General features: G+C 67.0%; 24 protein-coding genes. 11 read left to right on the top strand and 13 right to left on the bottom strand.

The features are described from left to right. The first annotated feature begins 49 nt into the window (after positions 1–49). Positions 50–304, top strand: a complete 255-nt coding sequence (locus HGB39_RS08545) for a hypothetical protein (RefSeq protein WP_043786688.1) — start codon at positions 50–52, stop codon at positions 302–304. A 19-nt stretch (positions 305–323) separates the two neighbouring features. Here HGB39_RS08545 and HGB39_RS08540 read toward each other — a convergent pair whose 3' ends face one another. Continuing rightward, a complete protein-coding gene (locus tag HGB39_RS08540; RefSeq protein ID WP_005560224.1) occupies positions 324–1,193 on the bottom strand; it encodes a PaaX family transcriptional regulator in 870 nt (289 codons plus the stop codon). A 47-nt stretch (positions 1,194–1,240) separates the two neighbouring features. After that, the gene (locus tag HGB39_RS08535; RefSeq protein ID WP_005560223.1) at positions 1,241–2,347 is read right to left on the bottom strand and encodes a CaiB/BaiF CoA transferase family protein; all 1,107 of its coding nucleotides are present in this window, start codon (positions 2,345–2,347) and stop codon (positions 1,241–1,243) included. A 158-nt stretch (positions 2,348–2,505) separates the two neighbouring features. Between HGB39_RS08535 and HGB39_RS08530 the strand changes: the two genes are divergently transcribed. The 5 genes from HGB39_RS08530 (at position 2,506) to HGB39_RS08510 (ending at position 8,652) form a co-directional block, all read left to right on the top strand. After that, positions 2,506–3,678 carry a 2-hydroxyacyl-CoA dehydratase subunit D gene (locus tag HGB39_RS08530; protein ID WP_005560221.1) on the top strand — a complete coding sequence of 391 codons (1,173 nt, stop codon included), beginning with the start codon at positions 2,506–2,508 and terminating at the stop codon, positions 3,676–3,678. Positions 3,679–3,706: 28 nt separating this feature from the next. Beyond that, on the top strand, positions 3,707–5,047 hold the full coding sequence (locus tag HGB39_RS08525; protein WP_064080476.1) for a 2-hydroxyacyl-CoA dehydratase subunit D: 1,341 nt from the start codon (positions 3,707–3,709) through the stop codon (positions 5,045–5,047). A 3-nt stretch (positions 5,048–5,050) separates the two neighbouring features. Then, positions 5,051–6,007 (top strand): acyl-CoA dehydratase activase, encoded by a 957-nt coding sequence (locus HGB39_RS08520; RefSeq protein WP_043791442.1) that lies wholly within the window; start codon positions 5,051–5,053, stop codon positions 6,005–6,007. Continuing rightward, entirely contained in the window at positions 6,004–6,804 is an 801-nt protein-coding gene (locus HGB39_RS08515; RefSeq protein WP_005569882.1) for an SDR family NAD(P)-dependent oxidoreductase, read from the top strand. The genes HGB39_RS08520 and HGB39_RS08515 overlap by 4 nt, the downstream gene beginning before the upstream one ends. 198 nt (positions 6,805–7,002) lie before the next feature. Continuing rightward, positions 7,003–8,652, top strand: coding sequence for an AMP-binding protein (locus HGB39_RS08510; RefSeq protein WP_005569881.1), 1,650 nt, complete (start codon positions 7,003–7,005; stop codon positions 8,650–8,652). A gap of 66 nt (positions 8,653–8,718) precedes the next feature. On the opposite strand, the gene HGB39_RS08505 is transcribed toward HGB39_RS08510, so the two are convergent. The 5 genes from HGB39_RS08505 to HGB39_RS08485 are packed head-to-tail and all read right to left on the bottom strand — an operon-like array spanning position 8,719 to position 14,096. Continuing rightward, on the bottom strand, positions 8,719–9,804 hold the full coding sequence (locus tag HGB39_RS08505; protein ID WP_005569879.1) for an ABC transporter ATP-binding protein: 1,086 nt from the start codon (positions 9,802–9,804) through the stop codon (positions 8,719–8,721). A 51-nt stretch (positions 9,805–9,855) separates the two neighbouring features. Beyond that, on the bottom strand, positions 9,856–10,734 hold the full coding sequence (locus tag HGB39_RS08500) for a carbohydrate ABC transporter permease (RefSeq protein ID WP_005261017.1): 879 nt from the start codon (positions 10,732–10,734) through the stop codon (positions 9,856–9,858). Continuing rightward, positions 10,734–11,699, bottom strand: coding sequence for a carbohydrate ABC transporter permease (locus HGB39_RS08495; protein WP_005569878.1), 966 nt, complete (start codon positions 11,697–11,699; stop codon positions 10,734–10,736). The genes HGB39_RS08500 and HGB39_RS08495 overlap by 1 nt, the downstream gene beginning before the upstream one ends. Then, positions 11,696–13,021 (bottom strand): ABC transporter substrate-binding protein, encoded by a 1,326-nt coding sequence (locus HGB39_RS08490; RefSeq protein ID WP_005569877.1) that lies wholly within the window; start codon positions 13,019–13,021, stop codon positions 11,696–11,698. The genes HGB39_RS08495 and HGB39_RS08490 overlap by 4 nt, the downstream gene beginning before the upstream one ends. 52 nt (positions 13,022–13,073) lie before the next feature. Continuing rightward, positions 13,074–14,096: a sugar-binding transcriptional regulator gene (locus HGB39_RS08485; protein ID WP_005569876.1), complete on the bottom strand. Its 1,023-nt coding sequence runs from the start codon at positions 14,094–14,096 to the stop codon at positions 13,074–13,076. Between the two features lie 151 nt (positions 14,097–14,247). On the opposite strand from HGB39_RS08485, the gene HGB39_RS08480 reads away from it, so the two are divergent. The 4 genes from HGB39_RS08480 to xylB are packed head-to-tail and all read left to right on the top strand — an operon-like array spanning position 14,248 to position 19,043. Beyond that, positions 14,248–15,252, top strand: coding sequence for an NAD(P)-dependent alcohol dehydrogenase (locus tag HGB39_RS08480; RefSeq protein ID WP_064080874.1), 1,005 nt, complete (start codon positions 14,248–14,250; stop codon positions 15,250–15,252). Between the two features lie 10 nt (positions 15,253–15,262). Continuing rightward, positions 15,263–16,744 carry a mannitol dehydrogenase family protein gene (locus tag HGB39_RS08475; RefSeq protein WP_005569874.1) on the top strand — a complete coding sequence of 494 codons (1,482 nt, stop codon included), beginning with the start codon at positions 15,263–15,265 and terminating at the stop codon, positions 16,742–16,744. Then, positions 16,741–17,664, top strand: coding sequence for a carbohydrate kinase family protein (locus HGB39_RS08470; RefSeq protein ID WP_005569873.1), 924 nt, complete (start codon positions 16,741–16,743; stop codon positions 17,662–17,664). The genes HGB39_RS08475 and HGB39_RS08470 overlap by 4 nt, the downstream gene beginning before the upstream one ends. After that, positions 17,661–19,043 (top strand): xylulokinase, encoded by a 1,383-nt coding sequence (gene xylB, locus HGB39_RS08465; RefSeq protein ID WP_005569871.1) that lies wholly within the window; start codon positions 17,661–17,663, stop codon positions 19,041–19,043. Before HGB39_RS08470 ends, xylB begins: the two co-directional genes overlap by 4 nt. A gap of 53 nt (positions 19,044–19,096) precedes the next feature. Here xylB and HGB39_RS08460 read toward each other — a convergent pair whose 3' ends face one another. Together HGB39_RS08460 and HGB39_RS08455 are read right to left on the bottom strand one after the other, a co-directional pair. After that, positions 19,097–20,104 (bottom strand): NADP-dependent oxidoreductase, encoded by a 1,008-nt coding sequence (locus tag HGB39_RS08460; protein ID WP_005569869.1) that lies wholly within the window; start codon positions 20,102–20,104, stop codon positions 19,097–19,099. Positions 20,105–20,130: 26 nt separating this feature from the next. Then, entirely contained in the window at positions 20,131–20,517 is a 387-nt protein-coding gene (locus HGB39_RS08455) for a DUF1304 domain-containing protein (protein WP_005569867.1), read from the bottom strand. Between the two features lie 80 nt (positions 20,518–20,597). On the opposite strand from HGB39_RS08455, the gene HGB39_RS08450 reads away from it, so the two are divergent. Continuing rightward, on the top strand, positions 20,598–21,191 hold the full coding sequence (locus tag HGB39_RS08450; RefSeq protein ID WP_043791435.1) for a TetR/AcrR family transcriptional regulator: 594 nt from the start codon (positions 20,598–20,600) through the stop codon (positions 21,189–21,191). Positions 21,192–21,228: 37 nt separating this feature from the next. Here the strand turns inward: HGB39_RS08450 and HGB39_RS08445 are convergent, their stop codons facing one another. The 4 genes from HGB39_RS08445 to HGB39_RS08430 all read right to left on the bottom strand — a co-directional run bounded on the left by HGB39_RS08445 (position 21,229) and on the right by HGB39_RS08430 (position 25,472). Continuing rightward, positions 21,229–22,458 carry an allantoate amidohydrolase gene (locus HGB39_RS08445; protein ID WP_005569864.1) on the bottom strand — a complete coding sequence of 410 codons (1,230 nt, stop codon included), beginning with the start codon at positions 22,456–22,458 and terminating at the stop codon, positions 21,229–21,231. Positions 22,459–22,562: 104 nt separating this feature from the next. After that, the gene (locus HGB39_RS08440) at positions 22,563–23,879 is read right to left on the bottom strand and encodes an FMN-binding glutamate synthase family protein (protein WP_005569862.1); all 1,317 of its coding nucleotides are present in this window, start codon (positions 23,877–23,879) and stop codon (positions 22,563–22,565) included. Positions 23,880–23,889: 10 nt separating this feature from the next. Continuing rightward, on the bottom strand, positions 23,890–24,588 hold the full coding sequence (locus tag HGB39_RS08435; protein ID WP_005569860.1) for a GltB/FmdC/FwdC-like GXGXG domain-containing protein: 699 nt from the start codon (positions 24,586–24,588) through the stop codon (positions 23,890–23,892). Then, a complete protein-coding gene (locus tag HGB39_RS08430; protein WP_005569858.1) occupies positions 24,576–25,472 on the bottom strand; it encodes a class II glutamine amidotransferase in 897 nt (298 codons plus the stop codon). The genes HGB39_RS08435 and HGB39_RS08430 overlap by 13 nt, the downstream gene beginning before the upstream one ends. Between the last annotated feature and the right edge of the window lie 13 nt (positions 25,473–25,485).

The following is a 25,485-nucleotide window of genomic DNA, read 5'->3' as shown; positions in this document are numbered from 1 at the left end:
CGTCGCGCGACCGCGTCCTGGCACACGGACAAGAAAGAACGGTGACGTCGTGACGAAGGACGAACTCGCCATGCTCGACTTCGCGGTCAAATGGGCACCCTTCGGAGGCGGAGACGAACACATCCTGCCCGAGTTCGGCGTCTACCCCGCCGTGTTCTACCGCAGGTTGCAACCTCTCCTCACCCACCACCCCACAGTCAACGACAGCGTCCGGCGGCGGCTCGACGAACTGTGCACCCTCAAACTCGCGCCGACCCACCCCGCCAAGCGGAGGTCGTATTCGCGCGTTCGCACCGCGGGGTGAACCCCACCACCGAGCGCGATCAGTTGAGACCTGCGATGCGACGCCAGTGCGCGTGCGCGGTGGGGGTCCACTCCGCGCGCAGGTCTCGCAGTCGGCGCGCGGCCTTCAGCCCGCGCCAGTCGGGCAGCAGCACCTCGGGCAACCGGGGATCCATGTAGGGCATGCGCCGCAACGCGTCCGCGAGTTCCAGGTGTGCGAAGAGCAGCTCGTCGCCCGGCTCGAATGTGCGGTCGTCGAATCGGTCGAGGAGTCGGTCGTACTCCTTCTCGGCGGCGTCCAGATCCCATGAGCGGCGGACGAGTTCGTCTTCGGGGATTCCAGGGACGGCGAGCGCCCCGACGAACGAGACCGTGCTGGAAGCCAATCCGAGGCCCTCGATGGTTCTCGCCGCTTCCGCGGCGCGGTCGACGTGGGGGGTGACCCAGACGCCGGGCGTCGGATTCCCGAAGCCGGCCCACCGCAGCGCGGCATACAGTTTCTTGCGGGTCGAGCGGTGCGACTCCGGGATCGGCACATTCACGACGAGCCACCGCCCGTCCCACTGCGTGATGTCCACGTCGGTGGAGAACACCCGGAGTTCCCCTTCGGTGAAGAGCCGATGCGCCTTGTCCGTCAACGTCCACAGCGTCTCGCGACCGTTCCGGTCTGCGGCGATCAGGCCCGCGGATCCCGTCCGCGCGACAGCCTGCCGTGCGGCATGCTCCCCGTACCCGAGTCCCTTGAGGACGTAGAGAAGCGCAGCCGTCCGCACCGGCTGCCCGTAGGGTTCCACGAGCTCACCGAGCACGGTGACGAGGACGGACCGCGCACTGCCGGTCGACGCCGCCTCCTTGTCGGGTGCAGGTACCTGTTTCGAGTCGGACGGTTTCGAGTCAGACATGAGTGTCATCGTCGCGCATCGGGTTGTCCCCGTGCCACGACACCCCTCCGGGCCGGTCATCGATCGGCATCGACACCCCAGTCACGGTAGACGGCCTCGGTGTCGGCGCCGGGCGTTCGGGGCGCGTCATATGTTGCGTCGTGCGCGCTCGCGAACCGCGGTGCCGCGGCCGGCTGACGTTGTCCGAATGCGCTCACGATCGTGTTGCGAGCCGAGATGTGCGGGTGATCCGGCACTTCGTCCAGGGCCAGCACCGGTGTCACGCAGGCATCGAGCCGGGCGAACGCCTGTACCCACGAGTCCCGGTCCCGCGTGGCGAATACCTCGGCGAAGTTCTTCCGGAGCGTCGGCCAGGCCGACTCGTCGTACTGATCCGGCAGACCCCCCGGGTCGAGTCCCAGCCCCTCCAGCAACCGGGCATAGAAGACCGGTTCGACTGCGCCGACCGCGATGTACCGCCCGTCGGCGCACTCGTAGGTGTCGTAGAAGGGTGCTCCGCCGTCGATGACGTTGGTGCCCCGCCGATCGGACCACAGCCCGCTCTCGGCGAGTGTCCAGAACATCGTCATGAGCGCACTCACCCCGTCGACCATCGCGATGTCGACGACATCTCCGACCCCGGTCTGCGCCCGCGCGTACAGGGCGCCGAGAATGCCCATGACCGCCTGCATCGAACCGCCGCCCAGGTCGGCGACAAGGTTGAGCGGCGCGAGCGGGCGTTCACCTTCCCGTCCGATGGCGTTCAACGCACCGCTGAGTGCGAGGTAGTTGATGTCGTGGCCGGCGTAGGGCGCGAGGGGGCCGTCCTGGCCCCACCCGGTGATCCTGGCGTATACGAGCCGAGGGTTCCGCTCGCGGCACACGTCGGGACCGATGCCGAGACGCTCCGCCGCACCCGGTCGGTAACCCTCGATGAGGACGTCTGCCTTGTCGACCAGCTTCAGCACCTTCGCGAGGTCGGCGGGATCCTTGAGGTCCGCACTCACGGAGCGACGATTCCGCAGTCCCGCGTCCTTGTCCACGGGCAGCAACTGCGTCACACCCCCGGGACGCTCGACTCGCACCACCTCGGCACCGAGGTCCGCGAGCAGCATCGCAGCGTGCGGCGACGGGCCGATTCCGGCGAGTTCGACGATCTTCAGTCCATCCAGCACACGTTTCACAGGAACCTCCGAAGGGGGACGCCGCAGCTCTCTCAGCGGCTAATGTTTGACAACTATGGCTACTATCTATCCAATAACGTAATATCTCAAGTCAGGTCGCCGCGACGCAGTTCGTCAGTCGTCGCAGTGTCACCGTCCACGAAGTCGAGAGGCTAGATGTGAGCGAACTGGATCCGACCGTCATGTCGTCGCTGCGAGCCACTGCCGATGACCCGGTCACCTACGCCCAGGCGTGGAAAACGAAGCGCGGGAAGCAGGTGATCGGTTCCTTTCCGATGAACTTTCCGTCCGAGATCGTGCACGCGGCAGGCGCGTTGCCGGTGATCGTGCAGGAGAGCCGCACCCCGATCACGGAGGGGCGCAACCTGCTTGCCGAGTTCTACTGCGGCTACACACGTAGCGTCGCCGACCAGGCCGCGGTCGGTGAACTCGACGTCTTCGACGGCTTCGTCGCCGCCGACCACTGCGTGCAACTCCTCGGCGCGGTCGACGTGATCCGCTGGGCGCGACCCGAGAAACCCGTGCACTTCGCGCAATTCACCAGCGCGATGGACGATCCGTGGACCAAGCCGCGGGTGGCGGGCCGAGTGCACGAACTGAAGCACGAGATCGAAGGCGTCGTCGGCGCCACGATCACGGATGCGGCTCTCGCCCACAGCATCCGGGTGTTCAATACGAATCGACGCCTGCTCCGGAAACTGTACGACCTGCGGCGTACCGGCCGTGCGCGCATCACCGCGAGCGACATGCAGGTGTTGGTGAAGTCGAGCATGGTGATGGACATCGAAGAACACAATGCCGTGCTGAGCCGCCTCCTCGATCGCCTCGCTCCCCATGCCGACGCGCCCGACGATCTGGTGCGGTTGCATCTCTCCGGTCACTTCTGCCACGCCCCTCGCCCCGAAGTCCTCGATGTGATCGAGGAATCCGGAGTGATCGTCGTCGACGACGACCTGTACACCGGCTTCCGGTACATCTCGACCGACGTGCCCGAGCATGGCGACCCATTGGCGGCGCTGTCGGAGTGGTACCTGGACCGCAACGACAACGCCCCGTGCCCCACTCGAGTCACCGTCGGGGTCGATTGGGACACCTACCTGATCGACTCACTCGAGAAGAGCCGCTCCAACGGTGTCGTCGTCTTGATGGCGAAGTTCTGCGAACCCCACATGCTCTACTACCCGGAGCTACGCAAGGCGCTCGACGCGCGCGGGATACCTCTGCTGCTCCTCGAGACCGAGCACGAAGGCAACCCCGTCGAGACGCTCCGCACGAAGATCGAGACGTTCGTGGAGCGCATTCGCCGTCAGCTCGCACCCGTCCCGTCCTGAATTCGACTCACACTCAGAGGAGTTCGCAATGTCGATCGAACAGACCAGCAAGGAAAAGGCTCGCCGTTTGTCGAGTACGCGGGTCGGCGGCAAGATGGTGGCCGACTACTGGGAGAACATCTTCACCGCCAAGGAACGCGGGAAGCATGTCGTCTGGTACAACGGCGCCGCACTGAACCCGTTATTCCAGGCCGCGGGCTTGGAGTGGTGTCACGGCGAAGCATTCGCCGCCCGTCTGGCAGCCCAGCACCTCGAAGGACCCGCCCAGGCGGCCGGTGCCGAGTACGGCTACATCGGTGAGCTCTGTTCCTACGCGCGAACACATCTGGGCTGCGCCGTGCTGACACACCAATCCGCCGCCGAACGGGAGACCGGTGTGGTCGGCATGGTCGACCAGCAGGAACTGGCAAGCAAACTGCCGGCCCCGGACTTCTTCGTCAACGGTTACGCCGGATGCAGCACCGGCCAGCAGTGGGATGCCATGACATACCGGGTCTTCGACCGCAAGCTCCCGCTGTTCAACGTCTCGATTCCCATGCTGTGGGGCAACAAGCCCGACGCCGGTTACATGCGGGGTGAGGAGTGGGACGAGGTCGGCAAGTACGTCGAGGAGCAGTTGCGCGAGCTGATCGCCTTCCTCGAGCACCAGACCGGACGGCCGTTCGACTGGGATGCGCTCAGCGAGAGCATGTCCTACATCAAACGCGCGTCCGAGTTGCGACTGGAGGGAATGGCACTCTGCACGCAGGCGCCCACTCCGGCGACCTACTGGGACTGGGTCGCGAGCATCGCACCGATCAACTTCCTGCCCGGCAACCAGGGGCTCGTCGACTACTTCGCCGGGGTGAAGGCCGAACTCGAACAGCGGGTCGCCGAAGGGGTCAGCGCGGTCGCGGACGAACGCTACCGTGTGTACTTCGACGGCATCATGAACTGGAACAAGCTCGGCTTCCTCACCCGGAAGTTCGCCGAGTACGACGTGGCCGTCGTGGCCGGTCGCTACACCCACGAGTCGTTCTGGCAGGAGCCTCAGCTCATCGATGTGGACAATCCCCTCCGGGGTATGGCACAGCACTACCTGCTCTGCCCGCTGAACCACGGATTGAAGAACCTGCAGGAACTGCTGCTCCGGCGCCTGGACGAGTACTCCATCGACGGGATCGCGTTCCACTCGACCCGGACGTGCCGGGCGATGACCAATCCGCAGACGATGCTGGCCCGCGCAGCCGAGTCGGAGCGTGGCGTCAAGTCGTTCTTCTTCGAGGGCGACGTCGCCGACGTGTCGTTCTACAATGACGAACTGTTCGACAGTCGCCTGGAGGCCATGCTCGAGGCCATCGACGTACAGCGGATGAAGTCAGCGGTCTAGCGAATGACTACCGGAAGTTGGTTCGTCATGGGCGTCGACCTCGGGTCGACGACGGCGAAGGCCGCTGTGGTCGACGAGAGTGGCGCCCTGGTCGGGTTGAGTGTCGTCCAGATGGGCGCGGTGAGCCGCGAGGCGGTCGCCCGTGCGATGGACGGTGCTCTGGCCGCCGCGGGCGCCTCGCAAGCTGACATCCGGCGCACCATCAGTACCGGCTACGGGCGCAAGCTGGTCCCCGGCGCGGACCGCACGTTCACCGAAATCACCTGCCACGCCCGCGGTGCCGCAGCCCTGCACCCCGGTGCGCGACTGGTGATCGACATCGGCGGACAGGACAGCAAGGCGATCATCGTCGATGACGACGGCCTCGTGGAACGGTTCGCCATGAACGACCGGTGCGCGAGCGGGACCGGCCGCTTCTTCGACGTGCTCGCGAGGGCACTGGAGGTCGACGTCAGCGCAGTCGGCGAACTCGCCCTCGCCGGTTCCGAGACCCTCGAAGTCAGCAGCATGTGTGCCACGTTCGCGGAAACCGAGGTGATCTCACTGCTGGCACAGGGCCGCGACAAGGCCGACATCGCGGCGTCGGTGCACAAAGCCGTCGCGGCGCGCACACTCGGACTGGTGGCGCAGGTGGGTAAGGCAACACCGACGGTGATGACGGGCGGAGTGGCGAAGAACCCGGCCGCGCGTCTGCACGTCTCGCGTGCGCTGGGACACCCGGTGGAAATACTCGATCAGCCCCAGATCGCGGGCGCGTACGGTGCCGGACTGCTGGCGCGTGACGCCTACGCAGGCGGAACCGTGTCACCGGCATTATCCGACGCCGCGACGGAGGAACAATTCCAGGTGAGTCTGTCGGCCGGAACGCCCCACTGCCAGGACTGCGACGGCAGCCCCGGCCATCCCGATCCCGGCACCGGTGAACCGGTGCCCCTCGAACTGCAAAGGAACATCCGATGAGTACAGACACACGCGAAGTCTGGGTGCCGGACTTGTCCGAGGCCACCGTCTACATCGTGGGTGGGACCAGTGGAGTCGGCCTTCAGGTCGCCCGTCAGTTGGTCCGGGCGGGCACCCAGCGCATCGGTCTGGTCGGCCGCGATGTCGAGCGCGGAGAGAAGGCGGCGACGGAGGTCCGATCACTCGCGTCGGGTGTCTGGGCCTTCTTCGCCTCGGGCGATGTGAACGACCCGGCGGAAGCGACCCGGGTGACCGAGGAACTGAGTGCTTCGCTGGGACCGGCTGACATCCTGATCAACAGCACGGTCAGTGCCTTCACGCCGAACCTCTTCCACGAGACGCCACCCGAAGACGTTCCCGCCATCCTGTTGCGACAGGCTCTCGGTCCCCTCAACATGTGCCGCGCCGTACTTCCGCACATGCGGGCGAAGCGCGGCGGCGTGATCGTGAATATCGCCTCCGACGCCGCCAAGCACCCCACACCCGGTGAGTCCGTCATCGGCGCCGCAATGGCCGCCATCGTGATGTTCTCCAAAACACTTGCGATGGAAGCCAAACGCGACGGTATCCGCGTCAACGCGGTGACGCCGTCGCTCATTCGGGACACGGGTGCCTACGACCGCGTCATGGCCGAGCCGTTCAGCGCGAAGCTGTTCGAGAAGGCTGCCCGACTGGCGTCGCTGGGGGTCGCCGAGCCGGCAGACGTGGCCGACCTCGTGTTGTTCCTGTGCAGCCCGCAGGCCCGTCGGATCACCGGTCAAGCGGTGAGTCCGAACGGTGGCATCTCGGCGGGATGAGGGGGCGGTGGCCGCCGGCAGCCCCCATCCCAATAATTTGACTGATTCGCAGCTATCAGCTCCACGGATGTATTACATTTCTTCTGACCGAGACAGCACTTCACAGCCGATTCCGGATTCTCTCGGTAGCGGGCGCACGCTCGCCCCCCAACTCCCCCGCACACCGCACACCGCACAGCCCGAAGGCAGGATTGCATCATGCCCCTCGAAAAGTCTCTCTGGCCGGCGACACCGAGCTCAGGCGTCCGCGACATCACCGTCGGCGACCTGCTGCGCGAGGCCGCGGCAGCAGAACCCGACCGCCTCGCCCTCGTCGACGGAACTCCCGATGCGGCCGAACGGCGAGAATGGACGTACCGTGAACTCCTCGCCGACGCCGAGGATGCGGCCAGGGCACTGCTCGCCCACTTCGCACCCGGCGACCGGATCGCGATATGGGCACCCAACAGCGCCGACTGGGTGATCCTGCAACAAGCGATCGCGATGGCCGGGATGGTGGTGGTGGGTGTGAATCCCGCCTACCGCGCCCACGAACTCGAGTACATCCTGCGCCAGTCCCGCAGCGTCGGACTCTTCTACCGGGAGACCTATCGCGGCGCAGACCTCACGAAAGTTCTGACGGAGGTCCGGCCCTCCCTGCCCACCCTCTGTAAGGTCGTCCCGACGAGCGAGTGGCGAGCGTTCGTCGCGACCGGCGATCCGGCAACGGAGTTCCCCGTCGTCGCACCCACCGCCCCGGTGCAGATCCAGTACACGTCCGGGACCACCGGGTTCCCCAAAGGTGCACTGCTGCATCACAAAGGCATCGTCAACGAAGCCACCTTCGTCTTCGAGCGGGCAGGCCTGGTGGACCATGTCGTCTGCGTCAACGCGATGCCGATGTACCACATCGGAGGCGGCGCCGTCACCGAACTCGGGACGTTCGCCGCGCACGGAACCTATGTAGTCCTGCCCGGCTTCGACGCCGCACTGATGCTCGAGATGCTCGAAACCTGCCACGGAACACACTCACTGATGGTCCCGACCATGCTCATCTCGCTTCTCGAGCATCCGGATCGCCGAAGTCGTGACCTGTCGAGCCTCCATACCGTCCTGTCGGGAGCCGCCGCTGTTCCCCAGTCGCTGGTCGAACGGGTGATCGACGAACTCGACTGCCAGTTTACGATTCTGTTCGGGCAGAGCGAGATGCACGGAGTGATCAGCCAGACCCGGGTCACCGACGACCCTGCCGATCAGGCGACCACCGTGGGCCAGCCACTGCCGGAGCTGGAAGTGAAGATCATCGATCCCGTGTCCGGTGAGGTTGTGCCGATCGGCGAGCAGGGTGAAATATGCTGTCGCGGTTACCAGACGATGCTCGGCTACTCCGACATGCCAGACGAAACGGCAGCGACGATCGACACCTACGGATGGCTGTACATGGGCGATCTCGCCACGATGGACGAACGAGGCTTTCTGCGGATCACCGGACGCCTCAAGGACATGATCATCCGGGGCGGACTCAACATCTACCCGCGCGAGATCGAAGAACTGCTGTTCCAGCACCAGGACGTGGCCGAGGTGGCGATCGTCGGGGTTCCGGACGAGAAGTGGGGCGAGCAGATCGGCGCCGTCCTGCGACCGTCGGACCCGGCAAATCCGCCGGACGCGACCGAATTGAAAGCCTGGTGCCGCGACCGAATCGCGGCGCACAAGACGCCCTCGCTGTGGTATTTCACCGACGGACTCCCCATGACGCCCACCGGCAAGATTCAGAAGTTCCGCGTGCAGCAGGAGATAGCATCCGGGGCACTGACCGCCACACACCTCGACGACAAGACGGCACCGGAACGCCTGTCCAACAGTTGATTCGATGTTCGGGACAACCGGGTGGGCGCGGACCTGATCTCGGATCAGCCCGCGCCCACGCACGCTCTAGTCGCCGATCCGCTCCCCCGTCTCCGGGTGGAACAGGTGGACCGCTCCGTCCCGCTTGTGCAGGGACACCGTGTCGGCCAGCCGCGCGGGGGTGCGGGTCAGTGACCGGGCGGTCAGTTGCGTACCGTCGCCGGCGATGTGGGTGTGGACGTAAGATTCGCTCCCGAGTTCCTCGACCAGGTCCACGATCACCTCGATGCCACCGTCCCCGGTCGACAACTCCAGCTGCTCGGGGCGCACACCGACCGTGACGGTCTCCAGTCCGGCCGCGTGCAGCGCCGACAGCTGGTCGCGCTCGAGCGCGAGCGTCGAGTTCCCGAGGCGCACGCCGTCACTGACTATGGGCATCGTCATCAGGTTCATCGCGGGCGAACCGATGAATCCGGCGACGAACGCGTTCTTCGGGCGATCGTAGAGTTCGGTCGGCGCCGAGAACTGCTGCAGCTTGCCGTTCTTGAGGACGGCCACCCGGTCACCCATGGTCATCGCCTCGACCTGGTCGTGGGTGACGTACACGGTGGTGGTGCCGAGCCGGCGCTGCAACGCCGCGATCTGCGTGCGGGTCTGGACGCGCAGCTTGGCGTCGAGGTTCGACAGCGGCTCGTCCATGCAGAACACCTGCGGCTCCCGCACGATCGCTCGACCCATCGCGACGCGCTGGCGCTGACCGCCGGACAGCTTGCCGGGCTTCCGGTCGAGGTAGTCGGTCAGGTCGAGCAGTTTGGCGGCATCGGCCACCTTCTTCTTACGTTCCTCCACACCGACTCCGCGCATCTTCAGAGCGAAGCCCATGTTCTCGCCCACCGTCTTGTTGGGATAGAGGGCGTAGTTCTGGAACACCATCGCGATGTCACGGTCCTTCGACGGCACCCCCACCATGTCCTTGCCACCGATCTCGATGGTGCCTTCGTCGATGTCCTCGAGGCCGGCGAGCATCCGCAGTGCGGTGCTCTTGCCGGAGCCGGACGGGCCGACGAGGACGATGAACTCGCCGTCTTCGATGTCGAGGTCGAGCGAATCGACCGCCAGCGTGTCGGCGTTCTCGTAGAGGCAGGATGCGCCCTTGTACGCGATGTCAGCCATGATTGCTCCTCAGGTGGGTACGAACGGTGGGGGAAGTGGTTGCCGGGGCGATCATTTGATCGCACCGAAGGACAGGCCGCGGACCAGTTTGTTCTGTGCGACCCAGCCGGCCAGGATGACCGGGAGCGCCGCCAGCGTCGCCGCCGCCGACAGCCGGGCCCAGTACAGGCCCTCACCGGTGATGAACCCGACGAGGAACACCGGAATGGTCTGAGCCTGAACGGCGGTGAGGTTGACCGCGAAGAAGAATTCGTTCCACGAGAAGATCACGCAGATCAGTGCGGTGGCCGCGATGCCGGGTGACACGAGCGGAAGGATCACCTCACGCACCGACGTCCACAGGCTCGCGCCGTCCATGCTCGCGGCCTCGAGCAGCTCACCGGGGACCTCGAGGAAGAACGAGCGCATCATCCACACCGCGATGGGGACGTTCATCGCCGTGTACAGGATCACCAGCGCCCAGATGTTGTCGAGCAGACCGATGTCGTTGACGATCACGTACAGCGGGATGATCGCGGCGACGATCGGGAGCATCTTCGTGCTGATGAAGAAGAACAGGGCGTCCTTCGTCTTGCGGACCGGACGCAGCGACAGCGCGAACGCCGCCGGCACACCGAGCACCAGCACGAGGATCGTCGACATGGCGGTCGCGAACGCCGAATTCAGCAGTGCGGTGCCGATTCCGCTGTCGAGGACCGCCTTGAACTGGTCCAGGGTGGGAGTGAAGAACAGCTTCGGCGGAGTCGTGTAGGCGTCGCCCTCCTGCTTGAACGCGGTGAGCACCATCCACGCCACGGGGAAGAAGAAGCCGAGCGCCACGATCCACGCCACTACGCTCCACGGACTGAACTTGCGGTGCTTGCGTGCCCGCTTCGTCTCCGGCGCGGTGGGGGTGGACTCCACCGGCGCCGCCGCAGTGTCGGTACTCATTACGCTGCCTCCTCGTTGCCGGTAAAGCTCTTGAAGATCAGGCGCAGCGCCAGGGTCGCGACGACGATGGTCGCGATCACGACGATGACGCCCATCGCTGCGGCCTGCCCGATGTCGAAACCGAGGAATGCGCGCTGATAGATGTAGAAGGGGAGGTTGGCACTGGCGGTGCCCGGCCCGCCCTGGGTCATCATGTAGATGGCGTCGAACGTGTTGATCAGGTAGATCGCGCCCAGCACCGCGCCGAGTTCGATGAACCGGCGGAGATGCGGGAGTGTCAGTTCGCGGAACATCGCGATCGGCTTGGCGCCGTCCACCCGTGCCGCCTCGAGGATGTCGCGCGGCATGGACTGCAGACCGGCCAGGATCAGCAGCATCATGAACGGGGTCCACTGCCAGATCAGGTTCACCATGACCGCGGCGAGCGGGAACTTGCTGACCCAGTCGACCTGTCCCACCCCGAACGGGGAGAGGACGAAGTTGACGATGCCGAACACCGGGTCGAACATCGTGGTCTTCCACAGCAGCGCACCGGCGACCGGGGTCACCAGGAACGGGGTGATGAGCAGGGTCCGCACGATGCCGCGGCCCAGGAAGGCGCGGTCGAGCAGCAGTGCCAGCAGCAGGCCCAGCACCACCGAGATGATCACGGTCCCGACGATCAGGATCACGGTGTTGACCGCGACCTCACGGAACTGGCTGTCCTGGAACACGTCCACGTAGTTCTGCAGTCCGACGAAGGCCTGGGACCCCGGACGGACCAGGTTCCAGGACTGCGTCGAGTAGTACAGCGTGAACAGGAACGGGATCTGGGTCACCACGATCATGAAGATCAGGGCGGGGAGCAACGGTCCCCGGCGACGCCATCCCTCGGCGCGGGAGACGCTGTCGTCCTTGGCCTCCCGCAGTTGCCGCACCCGGTCGGCGGTGCCGTCCGCGGTGGGTTTCTCGGCGATGGTTGTCATCGTTCCTCCCGATACGTCGCGCCGACCACCTCGGCGTACTGCTGTGCCTGGGCGAGCGCCTCGGGCACGGTCTGCTGTCCTGCGATCGCCGCGCTGATCTGCTGGCTGACGCGGGTTCCGAGATCCTGGAACTCCGGGATCGCCAGGAACTGCACGCCGGTGTACGGAACCGGTTGCACGGTGGGCGCTTCCGGTGTCGCGTTTTCGATCGCCTCGAGCGTCAGCGGACCGTAGGCCGCCGAGGCCTCTTTGTACTCGGGAATCTCGTAGGTCGACAGCCGGCTGCCCGGAGGCACCCGCTCCCAGCCGAGATCCTCACCGACCGTGCGTATGTATTGCTTGTCGGTCATCCACGAGATGAACTTCCACGCCGCATCGGGATTTTCGCTGCTCTCGGGAATTCCGAGCGACCAGCTGTACAGCCAGCCGGCGTTGTCCTTCACCTCGGTCGGCGCGGGCGCGTAGCCGATCTTGCCGACGACGGCGCTCGACGCCGGATCCTCCAGCGTGGACACTGCGGACGTCGAGTCGTACCACATCGCCACCTGACCCTGAGCCAGCTGCGTGGCGCACTCACCGAAACCGCTCGTCGCGGCGCCCGGCTCGCCGTACTCGCGCACCAGGTCGACGTAGAACTGCACCGCCCGTTCCACCTCGGGGCTGGTCAGCTGAGCGTTCCAGTCCTCGTCGAACCAGCGGCCACCGAACGTGTTGATCACCGTGTCGAGGGGTGCGAGCAATTCACCCCAGCCCGGCTTGCCGCGCAGGCAGATTCCCGCCATGTCGTCGGAGTCGAGTTGCTTTGCGGCCGCTGCCACCTCGGTCCAGGTCGGCTTCTCCGACAAGGTGATTCCGGCCTGCTCGAACAGGTCCTTGCGGTACATCAGGAACGAGGACTCGCCGTAGAACGGCACCGAGTACATGTTCCCCTCGTAGGACAGGGATTCGCGCAGGGTCGGGATGAAGTCGGCCTCGTCGTAGCCCTCGGTGGCCTGCGCGTACTGCGACAGATTCTTCAGCCAGCCGTACTTGGCCCATTGCGGAGTCTCGTAGTTGCTGATCATCACGACGTCGAACTCGCCGCCACCGGTTGCGGTGGATGCCGTGATCTTCGCGCGCGCCTGGTTCTCCGACAGCGTGACGAACTTCAGGTCGATGTCGGGATTCTCCTCCTCGAACTGCGAGGCGAGCTTCTGGGCATCCTGCATCTGCGAGTTGGAGACCATCGCGATCGTGATGGTCTGGTCCGATGCACCCAGCGTTCCTGCGCCCGCGCATCCGCTGAGCGTGAGGCAGAGTGCTCCCGCGCCCGCTACCAGCATCGTCGCCGGTTTCCTGTGTTTCTTCACCGATCTTCACCTCTCTTGCGTGGTGCTACTGATCGAGCAGCCAACGCGCGCATTCGATGTCGCAGACCAGCATCTTGGCCAGTCCGCCGTGGAGGGCACCCAGTGCCGCTTGGTGTTTGGCGACGCCACCCGTGACGAGGATCGATCCCTCGCATGCGCGGATGTCGTCGAGTGGAACGGACATGGCCCGTTCGTCCAGTGGACCGGCGACCTCGGTTCCGTCGAGCCGGTAGAAGCGTCCACCGACTTCGCCGACTGCGCCGAGGTCGGTGAGCACCGACAGCATGTCCGTGTCGATGAAGCTGCCCTCGAACAACGTGGTCGACGTGGAGACGGCGCCCGTGCCGAACATCATCATCTCCGCGGTGCGGCCGGCCTCGAGGGCCTTGGAGATGACGGAGTCGCCCCGCATGGATACCACGGTCGATGCGTCCGCGTACAGCGGAACGGGAAGCCGAACGGTGTTGGCCTGCAGTTGCTCTGCGCATCTACCCAAGACGTACTCCGTTCCGGTCTGATAGTTGATCGCGCTCACCGAGCCGTCGAGCTGGACGACCGACGCGCACGTGGCCGCCCCGGACGGCAACCCCTGCGCGACGGCGACCGTCTCGGGCCCCCACGTGAATCCGAGGGTGTCGCCTTCCCGGATCCGGCGCACCAGCAGGGACGCGGCGGCGCGCCCGACCCCGGCGAAGCTGTTGTGGTCGTCGATCGAACCGGCGGCGTCGACGGAATCGGCGACCACCACCGCCTCGACGAGGCTGTACTTCTCCTCGAGCGCACGCTCCTCGTCCGAGCGCAGCGAATCCCGCAGATGCGCGGGAGCCTGCACCTCGATGCGTACCAGGCCCTGGGCGCGGGCTCGTGCCACCAGCCGGCCCGCGGTGGGGCGGGAGACACCGAGTCGTGTGGCGACCTCGGCCTGGGTCATTCCGTCGAGGTAGTACAGCGTTGCAGCGCGCAACGCGAGGCGCAGATCCTCCGTCGTGGACGGCGGTGGTGCCGTGATGAGAGACGGCGTCGGGGCCGTCGAATTGGGGGACGTCACTGGTTCTCCTCGCCATGATCCCGGGTCCGTCGTGTGTGTCTTCGGAGCCTCGGGGAAACCGTGAGCAAATGATCACTATGCGTTCATCTGCTCAATACGCTAGCATCGAAGTGTGACCCACACAACACTCCCTTCGGATATCCCCAGGACGATGCGTGCCAGCGTGCTCGTCGAGCCGGGTGTGATCGAGATCCGGGAACGCCCCGTGCCCACTCCCGCCCCCGGCGACGTCCTGGTCCGCGTGGCCTCGGTAGGCGTCTGCGGATCGGACGCCCACTACTACCGCGAGGGCCGCATCGGCGAGTTCGTGGTCGAACAGCCGATCGTGCTGGGCCACGAGGCGTCGGGCACCGTCGTAGGTGTCGGCGACGGGGTCCCGGCAGCGCGTATCGGGCAGCGTGTCTCCATCGAACCGCAGCGCCCCGACCCGGACACCGACGAATCCCGGCGCGGTCTCTACAACCTGTGCCCGCACATGCAGTTCTATGCCACCCCGCCGATCGACGGGGCGCTGGCCGAATACGTGACCATCGGCTCGGCGTTCGCCCACGCGATTCCGGACGAGATGTCCGAGGACGCGGCCGCGCTGTGCGAGCCGCTGTCTGTGGCCATCGCCACCACCCGCAAAGCCGGAGTGACGGCGGGATCCCGTGTTCTGATCGCGGGCGCGGGACCGATCGGAATCGCCATGGTGCAGACCGCCCTCGCGTTCGGTGCCACCGAAGTGGTCGTCTCGGACCTCGATCCCCGGCGACGCGACGTCGCAACCAAATTCGGCGCAACCGCGGTGCTCGACCCCCGCGAGCAGGACGTCGCGGGACTCCACGTGGACGCGTTCGTCGACGCGTCCGGCGCCCCGAGCGCGGTGCTGGCCGGGATCCAGGCCGTCAGGCCCGCGGGATCCGTGGTTCTGGTGGGCATGGGCGCCCCCGAGATGACGCTGTCGGTCCAGACCATCCAGAACCGGGAGTTGTTGCTGACCGGGGTATTCCGCTACGCCAACACCTGGCCGACGGCGATCGCCCTCGCGCGGTCGGGACGGGTCGACCTCGATTCGATGGTCACCGGAAGATTTCCGCTCGCCGAAGCGGAGCAAGCACTGAACGCAGACCGGACGCCGGGCAGCCTCAAGGCCGTCGTACGCGTCCAGGAATGAGGAGAGACCGATGCAACTGTGCGCGCAGGCACTGCAGCAGTTCGACGACACCGTGCAGGTGCCGAATTACGATCGAAGCGACATCACCGTAGGGATAGTGCATTTCGGTGTCGGCGGATTCCACCGCGCGCATCAGGCGATGTACGTCGACCGGTTGCTGCGGCGCGGGGAGGCCCGCGAGTGGGGCATCTGCGGGGTCGGGGTCCTTCCCGGTGACCGGCGGATGAAGGACGTCCTCGACGCGCAGGACGGCCTGTACACGCTGGCGCTGCGACACCCGGACGGCACCTGGGACGTGAGCGTCATCGGGTCCATCGTCGACTACCTCTTCGCTCCGGACGATCCCGAGGCCGTGATCGAGAAGATCGCCGCGGAGACCACGAAGATCGTCTCGCTGACGATCACGGAGGGCGGCTACAACTTCACCCACGACACGGGCGAGTTCGATGCCGAGAACCCGGACGTCGTGCACGACCTCACCGACGGCGCCGCCCCGCGGACCACGTTCGGACTCGTCATCGAGGCCCTGGCCCGGCGCCGCGCGCGCGGCTTGCCGTCGCCGACCATCATGTCCTGCGACAACATTCAGGGCAACGGCGACGTGGCCCGCAAGATGTTCCTGGCCTACGCAGAGTTGAAGGATCCCGAACTGGCGGCGTGGATGCGCGAGGAGACGTCCTTCCCCAACTCGATGGTCGACCGCATCACGCCCGTCACCACCCCCGAGGTGACCGAGGCGCTGTCGTCGCGGTTCGGCATCGACGACCGGTGGCCCGTCGCCGCCGAACCGTTCACGTCGTGGGTGCTCGAGGACGCCTTCCCGCTCGGTCGCCCGGCATTCGAGGACGTCGGCGTCCAGGTGGTCGACGACGTCGAACCCTACGAACTGATGAAGCTGCGCCTGCTCAACGCGAGCCACCAGGGCCTCTGCTACTTCGGATACCTGTCGGGATACCGGCTCGTGCACGAGGTCGCGCAGGATCCGCTCTTCGCCGACTTCCTGCTCGCGTACATGGACGAGGAGGCCACGCCCACCCTGGCGCCGGTGCCCGGAGTCGACCTGGACGACTACAAACGCACGCTCATCGAGCGCTTCTCCAATCCCGAGATCCGCGACACCGTCGCCCGCCTGTGCGCCGAGTCCTCCGACCGCATCCCGAAGTGGCTGCTGCCGGTCATCCGCGAGAACCTGGTCGCCGACCGCCCCGTTCGACTGTCCGCCGCGATCGTGGCGAGCTGGGCCCGGTATGCCGAGGGAGTCGACGAGAACGGCGAACCCATCGACGTCGTCGACCAGTTGAAGGACTCCCTCGTGCCGATCGCGCGCAGCCAGCACGAGAATCGCACGGCCTTCATCGAGAACCAGTCGGTCTTCGGTGACCTGGCCGAGAATCCGCGCTTCGTCACCGCGTATCTCTGGGCGCTGGACTCGCTGTACAGCGTCGGTGCACGGAAGACGCTCGAGGCTCTGCGTGAGAAGGTGCAGTCATGAGTCTGGTCATCGGTGAAGCCCTCATCGACATCGTCACGGCGAGCGACGGCACCACCACCGAGTACGTCGGCGGTAGCCCGCTCAACGTCGCGGTCGGTCTCGGCCGGCTGGGCCGTCCGGTCGAATTCGTCACCCGGATCGGTGACGACACGAGGGGCGGTGCGATCGTTCGGCACCTCGAGCAGTCGGGGGTGAGCCTCGCGCCCGGCAGTGTCACCGCGCAGCGAACGGCGACGGCCCACGCCACCCTCGATTCCGCCGGATCCGCCACCTACGAGTTCGACATCGAGTGGGACCTTCCCTCCCCCAGCGGGTCATCTACCCCGTCGCTCGTTCACACCGGTTCCATTGCCGCCGTGATGGAGCCTGGCTGCGACGTCGTCGCAGACATGCTCCACCGCCGCCGCTCGTCCGCGACCATCAGCTACGACCCCAACGTGCGACCGGTGTTGATCACCGACAAGGCACGTGCCCGGCAGCGGATCGAGCACCTCGTGTCGATCTCGGACATCGTCAAGGTCAGCGACGAGGACCTCCGCTGGTACGACCCCGAACGGGATCCCGTCGACATCGCCCGCGAATGGCTTTCCCGCGGACCGGCGATGGTCGCGGTGACGAAGGGCGCCGAGGGCGCATTCGCGGTCTGCGCGGCCGGACTCGTCGAGGTCGCGGCCCGCGACGTCGAGGTGGTCGACACGGTCGGCGCGGGCGACGCGTTCATGGCCGGACTCCTCGACGGGTTCTGGTCGCACGGCTTCCTCGGCGCGGAGAGCCGCAACGCACTCCACGCGATCGCCTCGGAGGAAGTGCGGAACGTGCTGGACAATGCCGTGCTGATGTCGGGTCTCACGGTCGCGTGTGCCGGGGCGGACCTGCCCACCCGCGAGACACTGGACCGCGCGGCAGGTGTCCGGCAATGACCCTCGTCGCGGGCATCGATTCGTCCACCCAGTCGTGCAAGGTGATCGTCTGCGACGCCGACACCGGTGAGTTCGTCCGCGAGGGCAGGGCGCCGCATCCGGACGGCACCGAGGTCGACCCGCAGGCGTGGGCTGCGGCTCTCGACAACGCCATCGCCGCCGCCGGCGGACTGGACGACGTCGCCGCGGTGTCGGTCGGTGCGCAACAGCACGGCATGGTGTGCCTCGACGACGCCGGAACGGTCGTGCGTCCGGCGTTGCTGTGGAACGACACTCGCTCCGCCGACGCCGCCGCACAGCTGGTGGACGATCTCGGTGGTCCGGACGCGTGGGCGGACGCGGTGGGGGTGGTGCCCCTCGCCGCGATCACCGTCAGCAAGCTGCGCTGGCTCGCCGATTCCGAACCGGCGAACGCCGACCGGACGTCCACGGTGTGCCTGCCGCACGACTGGCTCGGCTGGCAGCTCACCGGCAGGTCCGATCTCGGCACCCTGGCCACCGACCGCGGTGACGCCAGCGGAACCGGATACTTCTCCGCGGCAACGGATTCCTACCGCCCCGACCTGCTGTCGCTGGCACTGCGCGGACGCACCGCCGCCGTGCCGCGCGTGGCCCGCCCGGCCGAGCGGATCGGGGAAACCCGATGGGGCGCCGCCGTCGGTCCCGGCACCGGCGACAACGCCGCCGCCGCACTCGCCCTCGACGCCCAGGAAGGCGACGTCGTCGTCTCGGTGGGAACGTCGGGTGTCGTATCCGCGGTGTCCGTGACACCGGCGAACGATCCGGGTGGATTCGTCGCCGGCTTCGCCGACGCCACCGGACGTCAACTGCCCCTCGTGTGCACGCTGAACGCCGCCCGGGTGCTCGACGCGACCGCCTCGCTGCTGGGCGTCGATCACGAGGAACTGTCGCGGCTGGCGCTGTCGGCGCCGTCCGGCAGTGGCGGGCTGGTGATGGTGCCGTATTTCGAGGGTGAGCGCACCCCCAACCGTCCGAACGCCACCGGCTCCGTCCACGGACTGCGGCTGGCCAATTCGACCCCCGCTCACCTCGCTCGCGCGGCAGTCGAGGGGCTGCTGTGCGGCCTGGCGGACGGCATCGACCACCTGATCGCCCAGGGTGTCACGGTGCGTCGCATCCTCCTCGTCGGGGGCGGCGCCCGCTCACAGGCACTGTGCGAACTCGCGCCCGCGATCTTCGGGGCGCCGGTCCTGGTGCCGCAACCGGCGGAGTACGTCGCGATCGGCGCCTGCAGGCAGGCGGCCTGGACGCTGGCCGGGACCCCGGAACCACCCCAGTGGGATCAGACGTCCACCCAGCGTTACGAGGCCGACCCGGCACCCGAAGTGCGCGAACGGTATTCCTTCGTGAGGCGCTGACGCGCCTGTGCGCCTTTCCGGTTGCTCCAGCTACCAAAAAGGCGCACGGGTGGCTACGCCACCTTCACCAGCATCTTCCCGACATTTCCGCCGTGCATGAGCTGCAGGAACGCGTCGACCGAGTTCTCGATGCCGTCGACGACGGTCTCGTCGTGGACCACGTCGCCGGACGCGAGCCACGGTCCCATCTTGGCGGCGAACTCGGGGAAGACGTGCGTGTAGTTGCCGAGGGTGAAGCCCTCGAGGGTGAGCCCGCGGCTGATGATGTTCACCATGTTGTCGGGGCCCGGCGTGCGCTCGGTGGCGTTGTACGCGGAGATGGCACCGCAGAGGGCGGCGCGTCCGCCGTTCCGCATGACGTCGAGCGCGGCCTCGAGGTGGTCGCCGCCGACGTTGTCGAAGTAGACGTCGATGCCGTCACCGGCGAGTCCGCGAAGCTGCTCGCGCACCGGTGCCTGCTTGTAGTCGAATGCGGCGTCGTATCCGTAGCGGTCGGTCAGCAGGGCGACCTTTTCGGCGGACCCGGCGGATCCGATGACGCGCGACGCGCCCTCGAGTCGTGCGATCTGCCCGGCGGCGGTCCCCACCGCACCCGCGGCGCCGGAGATGAACACGGAGTCGCCGGGCTTCAGGTGGGCGATGTGGACGAGTCCGACGTAGGCCGTGAGCCCGGTCAGTCCGAGAATCCCCAAATAGGCCGAGATCGGCACTCCCGGAATCTCTTCGACGACGCGGAACGCCGAGGCGTCACCCTGCGCGACGTCCCGCCACCCGAGGTCGTGAACCACCACCGAGCCGACCGGATGCGTGGCGGCGGTGGATTCGATGACGCGACCGACAGCTCCGCCGGTCATCGTCTCGCCCAGCGCGAACGGCGGGATGTACGACTTCACGTCGTTCATCCGGCCGCGCATGTACGGGTCGACCGAGACGAACTCGTTGGCCACGCGCACCTGGTCGGGCCCGAGGTCGGGCAGCTCGACGGTCGCGGTGCGGAAGTCGTCCTGGGTGGGCCAGCCCACCGGCCGGTTGATCAGCTGAATCTGGGTGCTCGTCGTCATGGGTGTTCCTTTCGATACTTCTGAGGTCACAGCGCCAGTCCGAGCGCGAAGAGGAGTACCGCGAGCAGCGGAAGTGTTCCCTGCGTGATCGCCGCGCGAGCCTTGTCGGGCGACGACAGCAGGAGCACGAGGGCCGCGAGGAGCATGGAGCCCGCGCCGGCGAAGACGAGAGCCGCACCGACGGCGGTCGCGCCGATGATCACGGCGACGATGCCGACTGCCGTCACGATCGCCAAGAAGAGGTTGTAAAAGCCCTGGTTGAAGGCAAGCTCCTTGGTGGCCGCGGCTTCTTCGGCAGTGGTCCCGAACGTCGCGCGGGTGCGCGGAGCGGTCCAGAGGACGGACTCGAGCACGAAGATGTACACGTGCAGCGCACTGGCGAGCGCGGCAAGAACAAGACCCGCGGCGACCATACGAAACTCCTCCTCGTTCTGAACTGACCATTTCAATATATACTGAAATGGTCGTTTCACAACCAGGAGTGAGGATCGTCATGCCGCGCACGCAGGATTTCGACACGGCCGAAGTGGTCGGCCGCGCCCGCGACCTGTTCTGGGACAAGGGCTTCGAAGCCACGTCGATACCCGACCTCGAGCGCGTCACCGGACTGAATCGGTCGAGCCTGTACAACGCGTTCACCAGCAAACGCGGACTCTTCGACGCCGCCGTGCACGACTACCTGGACCGGGTGGTTCGCCCGCGCCTCCGCATCCTGACCGACGAGCCGACCCGCCCCGACGCCGCCGAGCGCTACTACCGCAGCCTCGCCGGCGCCCTCGCGTCCCTCCCCGACGAAACCCCCGGACGCGGCTGCCTGCTGCTCAACAGTGCCGCAGGTTTCGCCGCACACGACGACACGCAACGGTCCGTCGTCGACGCATACCAGCGCGAACTGTCCGGAGCGCTCGCCCACGCTCTCCGGGCCCACGACCCGGACGCGTCGACGGCCACCCTGGCACACCGGACCCGGCTCCTGACATCACTGTCCGTCAGCGCGCTCCTGCTGTCGCGGGTCAACCGGGACGAAGCCGTCGCGGTCGCGAACACCGCTGTCGAGCAACTGGAGGAATGGCGGCCCACCTCCTGACGTGAGTGGCAAAGTGTGCCCCGACACGCTTTGCCACTCACATGGCGGTGACCCAGTCCGCCATCACGTCCGCCAGCGCCTCGGCGCCGCGGTTGCAGTCGTCCGCTTCGGCGAACTCGTCGGGCGAATGGGACACGCCGGTGGGGTTGCGGACGAACATCATCGCGGTGGGCACCTTCGCGGACAGGATTCCGGCGTCGTGCCCGGCAGCGGTCGGGAGGACGGGAATGTCACCCAGGTGGGCGAGTGAGCGGCGCAGTCGTTCCCGGGTCGAGTGTGGGAACTCGACGATCGGCGTGACCGATTCGGCGTCGACCTCGAGACCGATACCGTCGGCGGCCGCGTAGGCCTGCGCCTCGGCGGTGATCTGCTGCACCAGCTTCGTCAACGTCTCCTCGTCGGCGGCCCGCGCGTCGAGCCACGCCCGCACCTCCGACGGAATGGCGTTGGCACCGTTGGGAAGTACCCGCACCTTGCCGAACGTCGCGACCGCCTCGTGCAGCGTCGCGGCGGTCCGGGCCGTGTGAACCGAGGACGCGAACGCGAGCATCGGGTCGCGGCGGTCGACGAGTCGGGTGGCGCCGGCGTGGTTGGCTTCCCCCGAGAACACGAACTGCCACCGGCCGTGCGGCCAGATCGACGAGGCCACGGCGATGGGGCTGTCGACCAGGTCGAGGGCGCGTCCCTGCTCGACGTGCAACTCGACATACACGCCGACGCGGTCGACCAGGTCGGGGTCCTCGCCGAGATGGTGCGGGTCGCGGCCGGCGCCGACCAGTGCTTCGCCGAGGCTGATGCCGTCGTTGTCCCGCAGCGCCAGGGCGCGTTCGGGTGCCAGTGCCCCGGTGGACAGTTGCGAGCCGACGCACGCGACACCGAACCGTGCGCCCTCCTCGTCGGAGAACGCAGTGACCGCCACCGGACGCGTCGGCGTGATCCCCCGCTCGCGAACGAGGTCGATCGCGGCGAACGCGGACACCACCCCCAGCGGTCCGTCGTAGGCGCCGCCGTCGGGCACCGAGTCGAGGTGCGATCCGGTGACGAACGCGTCGCGAGGGTCACCGTCCCAGCCCTCGGGCATCCACCACGCCCACAGATTGCCGTTGCGGTCCTCCTCGACGCTCATGCCACGAGCCTGCCCACAGTCCGAGAACCATTCGCGCAGCGTCATGTCGGCGTCGTTCCACGCAAATCTTCGGTATCCCCTGGTCGACTTGTGCTGTCCCACATCGAGGATGCTCGCCCAGAGCGAATCGAAGGAAGTCATGTTGTCGGTCCTCTACTCATAGTTTCAAGCCGGTAGGCGCTTCGCGCCCGTGCGCCTTTCTGGTTGCTCCAGCTACCAAAAAGGCGCACGGGTGGCGGAGCCGCCTACAGGGCGCCGGGGATCCAGGTGGTTCCGGCGAGGGGCACGCGGGCCATCGCCGACGCCTCGACGGTGAGGGCGACGAGGTCCTCGGGTTCGAGGTTGCGCAGGTGCGACTTCCCGCAGGCGCGGGCGAGGGTCTGCGCCTCCATGGTGAGCACCCGCAGGTAGTTCGCGAGCCGGCGTCCGCCCTCGACGGGGTCGAGGTTCTTCGACAGTTCCGGGTCCTGGGTGGTGATGCCGGCGGGGTCCTTGCCGGCCTGGAAGTCGTCGTAGAACCCGGCCGCCGAGCCCAGTTCCTCGTACTGCTTCGCGTAGCGGGGGCTGTTGTCGCCCAGCGCGATCAGGGCGGCGGTGCCGATGGCGACGGCGTCCGCCCCGAGCGCCATGGCCTTCGCGACGTCGGCGCCGCTACGGATACCCCCCGACACGATGAGCTGTACCTTGCGATGCACCCCGAGTTCCTGCAGCGCCTGGACCGCCTGCGGGATCGCGGCCAGGGTGGGGATGCCGACGTGCTCGATGAACACGTCCTGGGTGGCGGCGGTGCCGCCCTGCATGCCGTCGACCACGACGACGTCGGCGCCGGCCTTCACTGCGAGCTTCACGTCGTAGTAGGTGCGGGTGGCGCCGACCTTGATGTAGATCGGCTTCTCCCAGTTGGTGATCTCGCGCAGTTCGATGATCTTGATCGCGAGGTCGTCGGGACCGGTCCAGTCGGGGTGCCTGCAGGCCGACCGCTGGTCGACACCCATCGGGAGGGTGCGCATCCCGGCGACGCGTTCGGTGATCTTCTGTCCCAGCAGCATTCCGCCGCCGCCGGGCTTGGCGCCCTGGCCGAGGACGATCTCGATGGCGTCGGCCTTGCGGAGGTCGTCCGGGTTCATCCCGTACCGGGACGGCAGGTACTGGTAGACGAGGTTCTTCGACTGCCCGCGTTCCTCGGGGGTCATGCCGCCGTCACCGGTGGTGGTGGATGTGCCGACCTCGCTGGCGCCGCGGCCGAGGGCTTCCTTCGCCTGCCCGGACAATGCCCCGAAGCTCATGCCGGCGATGGTGATCGGGATGTCCAGGTGCAGCGGGAACTTGGCGTTGCGGTCGCCGAGCACGACGTCGGTGTCGCACTTCTCGCGGTAGCCCTCGAGCGGGTACCGCGACATCGACGCGCCGAGGAACAGCAGGTCGTCGAAGTGCGGCAGCTTGCGCTTGGCACCCCAGCCGCGGATGTCGTAGATGCCGGTCTCGGCGGCCCGCTGGATCTCGGAGATGACGCCGCGGTCGAACGTCGCCGATTCGCGCAGGGCCGGGTTCGGGGTGTTCATGACGGTTCTCCTAGTACGCGCTGGCGTTGTCGACGTGGAAGTTGTAGAGCTTGCGGGCAGAGCCGTAGCGAGTGAACTCGGACGGGTCGGCGTCGAAACCGGCCAGATCCAGCAGTTCCCGCAGTTCCGTCAGGTGCTCCTCGCGCATTTCCTTCTTGATGCAGTCGGCGCCGAGGGAGGCGACGGTGCCGCGCACGTAGATGCGGGCCTCGTACAGCGAGTCGCCGAGGGCCTCGCCGGCGTCGCCGAGAACGACGAGACGCCCGGCCTGACCCATGAACGCGGACATGTGGCCGATGTTGCCGCCGACGACGATGTCGACGCCCTTCATCGAGATGCCGCAGCGCGCAGCGGCATTGCCGTCGATCACGAGGAGGCCGCCGTGGGCGGTGGCGCCCGCGGACTGCGACGCATCACCCTTGACGTGCACCGTTCCCGACATCATGTTCTCGGCGACCCCGACTCCGGCGTTTCCGGTGACGGTCACCGTCGCGTGCTGGTTCATGCCGGCGCAGTAGTAGCCGACGTGCCCGTCGATGGTGACGTCGATGTCGGAGTCGAGGCCGCAGGCCAGCGCGTGCGCGCCCTGCGGGCCGGTGACCGTGACCGTCTTCGGGGCTTCTGGGGAGGTGAGCCGCTCGTTGACGGCACGGGTACTCGACGTCTCGAGGTTCAGGACAGTCGCTTCGGTGGTGGCTACCGGTGCCATACGTACACCTCTTCCGGTTCGGGCTCGAAGATTCGGGCGTTGTCGACGCCAGGCAGGTTCGCCAGGGCGCGGTATTCGGAGGCCATCGCGACCCACTGGTCGGTCTGGGCTATGACGGCGGGCTTGCAGGAGATGGCGTCCCGGACCACGGCGAACGAGTCGGCCGTCGAGACGAGCAGGGTGTAGAAGCCGTCGAACGTCTCGTTCAGCATCAGCAGCGCCTTCTCCAGGTCGACGCCCTCGGCGAGCTGCTTGGCGACGAACCGCGCCCCGACCTCGGTGTCGTTGGCGCTGTCGAACGCGACGCCGTCACGTTCGAGCTGATGCTTGATGCTCATGTGGTTGGAGAACGAGCCGTTGTGCACGAGGCACTGGTCGGGGCCGACGGAGAACGGGTGCGACCCCTCGGCGGTCACCGCGGATTCGGTGGCCATGCGGGTGTGCGCGACACCCTGCCAGCCGCTCGCCGACGGCAGCCCGAACCGGTTCGCCAGGTCGATGGGGTTTCCGACGCCCTTGAGAACGGTCAGGTCGTCACCGAAGCCGATGACCCGCGCCGACGGCACCACGCTGCGCACTGCCGCCGCGAGATCCTCGGCGCCGACGACGCCGTGCAGGATCGTCGTCGGCTGCAGGTCGATTCCGGTGACGGTGGTGTCGAGGGACGCCGACAGCGTTGCGGCGAGTTCCGCTGCGGGGACGGGGCAGTCGAGCAGCGAGACCGTGGACTCACCGACCGGCGACCAGGCCTGGTCCCCGTAAATCGCCATGCCTGCGGAATCGGGTCCGCGGTCGCACATCTGACCGAGCATGTCGGTGAGCAGGGCGCCGAGTTGTGGGTAGAGGGACGGCTCACGCAGGTGAAGTCCGACGATTCCACACATGGATGTCTCCTTT

Source organism: Rhodococcus opacus (genome assembly GCF_012396235.1).
Classification (GTDB): domain Bacteria; phylum Actinomycetota; class Actinomycetes; order Mycobacteriales; family Mycobacteriaceae; genus Rhodococcus_F; species Rhodococcus_F opacus.
Note: the sequence above shows the minus strand (reverse complement) of the source record. Positions and strands in the feature narration are given on the sequence as shown.

Bases quoted from the DNA above. Each gene is read 5' to 3' on its own strand.
- HGB39_RS08525 (WP_064080476.1), top strand. From the start codon at position 3,707: ATGTCGATCGAACAGACCAGCAAGGAAAAGGCTCGCCGTTTGTCGAGT.
- HGB39_RS08495 (WP_005569878.1), bottom strand. From the start codon at position 11,699: ATGACAACCATCGCCGAGAAACCCACCGCGGACGGCACCGCCGACCGG.
- HGB39_RS08470 (WP_005569873.1), top strand. From the start codon at position 16,741: ATGAGTCTGGTCATCGGTGAAGCCCTCATCGACATCGTCACGGCGAGC.
- HGB39_RS08460 (WP_005569869.1), bottom strand. From the start codon at position 20,104: ATGACGACGAGCACCCAGATTCAGCTGATCAACCGGCCGGTGGGCTGG.
- HGB39_RS08450 (WP_043791435.1), top strand. From the start codon at position 20,598: ATGCCGCGCACGCAGGATTTCGACACGGCCGAAGTGGTCGGCCGCGCC.
- HGB39_RS08500 (WP_005261017.1), bottom strand. From the start codon at position 10,734: ATGAGTACCGACACTGCGGCGGCGCCGGTGGAGTCCACCCCCACCGCG.
- HGB39_RS08475 (WP_005569874.1), top strand. From the start codon at position 15,263: ATGCAACTGTGCGCGCAGGCACTGCAGCAGTTCGACGACACCGTGCAG.
- xylB (WP_005569871.1), top strand. From the start codon at position 17,661: ATGACCCTCGTCGCGGGCATCGATTCGTCCACCCAGTCGTGCAAGGTG.
- HGB39_RS08510 (WP_005569881.1), top strand. From the start codon at position 7,003: ATGCCCCTCGAAAAGTCTCTCTGGCCGGCGACACCGAGCTCAGGCGTC.
- HGB39_RS08520 (WP_043791442.1), top strand. From the start codon at position 5,051: ATGACTACCGGAAGTTGGTTCGTCATGGGCGTCGACCTCGGGTCGACG.
- HGB39_RS08435 (WP_005569860.1), bottom strand. From the start codon at position 24,588: ATGGCACCGGTAGCCACCACCGAAGCGACTGTCCTGAACCTCGAGACG.
- HGB39_RS08490 (WP_005569877.1), bottom strand. From the start codon at position 13,021: ATGCTGGTAGCGGGCGCGGGAGCACTCTGCCTCACGCTCAGCGGATGC.
- HGB39_RS08480 (WP_064080874.1), top strand. From the start codon at position 14,248: ATGCGTGCCAGCGTGCTCGTCGAGCCGGGTGTGATCGAGATCCGGGAA.
- HGB39_RS08455 (WP_005569867.1), bottom strand. From the start codon at position 20,517: ATGGTCGCCGCGGGTCTTGTTCTTGCCGCGCTCGCCAGTGCGCTGCAC.
- HGB39_RS08540 (WP_005560224.1), bottom strand. From the start codon at position 1,193: ATGACACTCATGTCTGACTCGAAACCGTCCGACTCGAAACAGGTACCT.
- HGB39_RS08515 (WP_005569882.1), top strand. From the start codon at position 6,004: ATGAGTACAGACACACGCGAAGTCTGGGTGCCGGACTTGTCCGAGGCC.
- HGB39_RS08430 (WP_005569858.1), bottom strand. From the start codon at position 25,472: ATGTGTGGAATCGTCGGACTTCACCTGCGTGAGCCGTCCCTCTACCCA.
- HGB39_RS08505 (WP_005569879.1), bottom strand. From the start codon at position 9,804: ATGGCTGACATCGCGTACAAGGGCGCATCCTGCCTCTACGAGAACGCC.
- HGB39_RS08440 (WP_005569862.1), bottom strand. From the start codon at position 23,879: ATGAACACCCCGAACCCGGCCCTGCGCGAATCGGCGACGTTCGACCGC.
- HGB39_RS08445 (WP_005569864.1), bottom strand. From the start codon at position 22,458: ATGACTTCCTTCGATTCGCTCTGGGCGAGCATCCTCGATGTGGGACAG.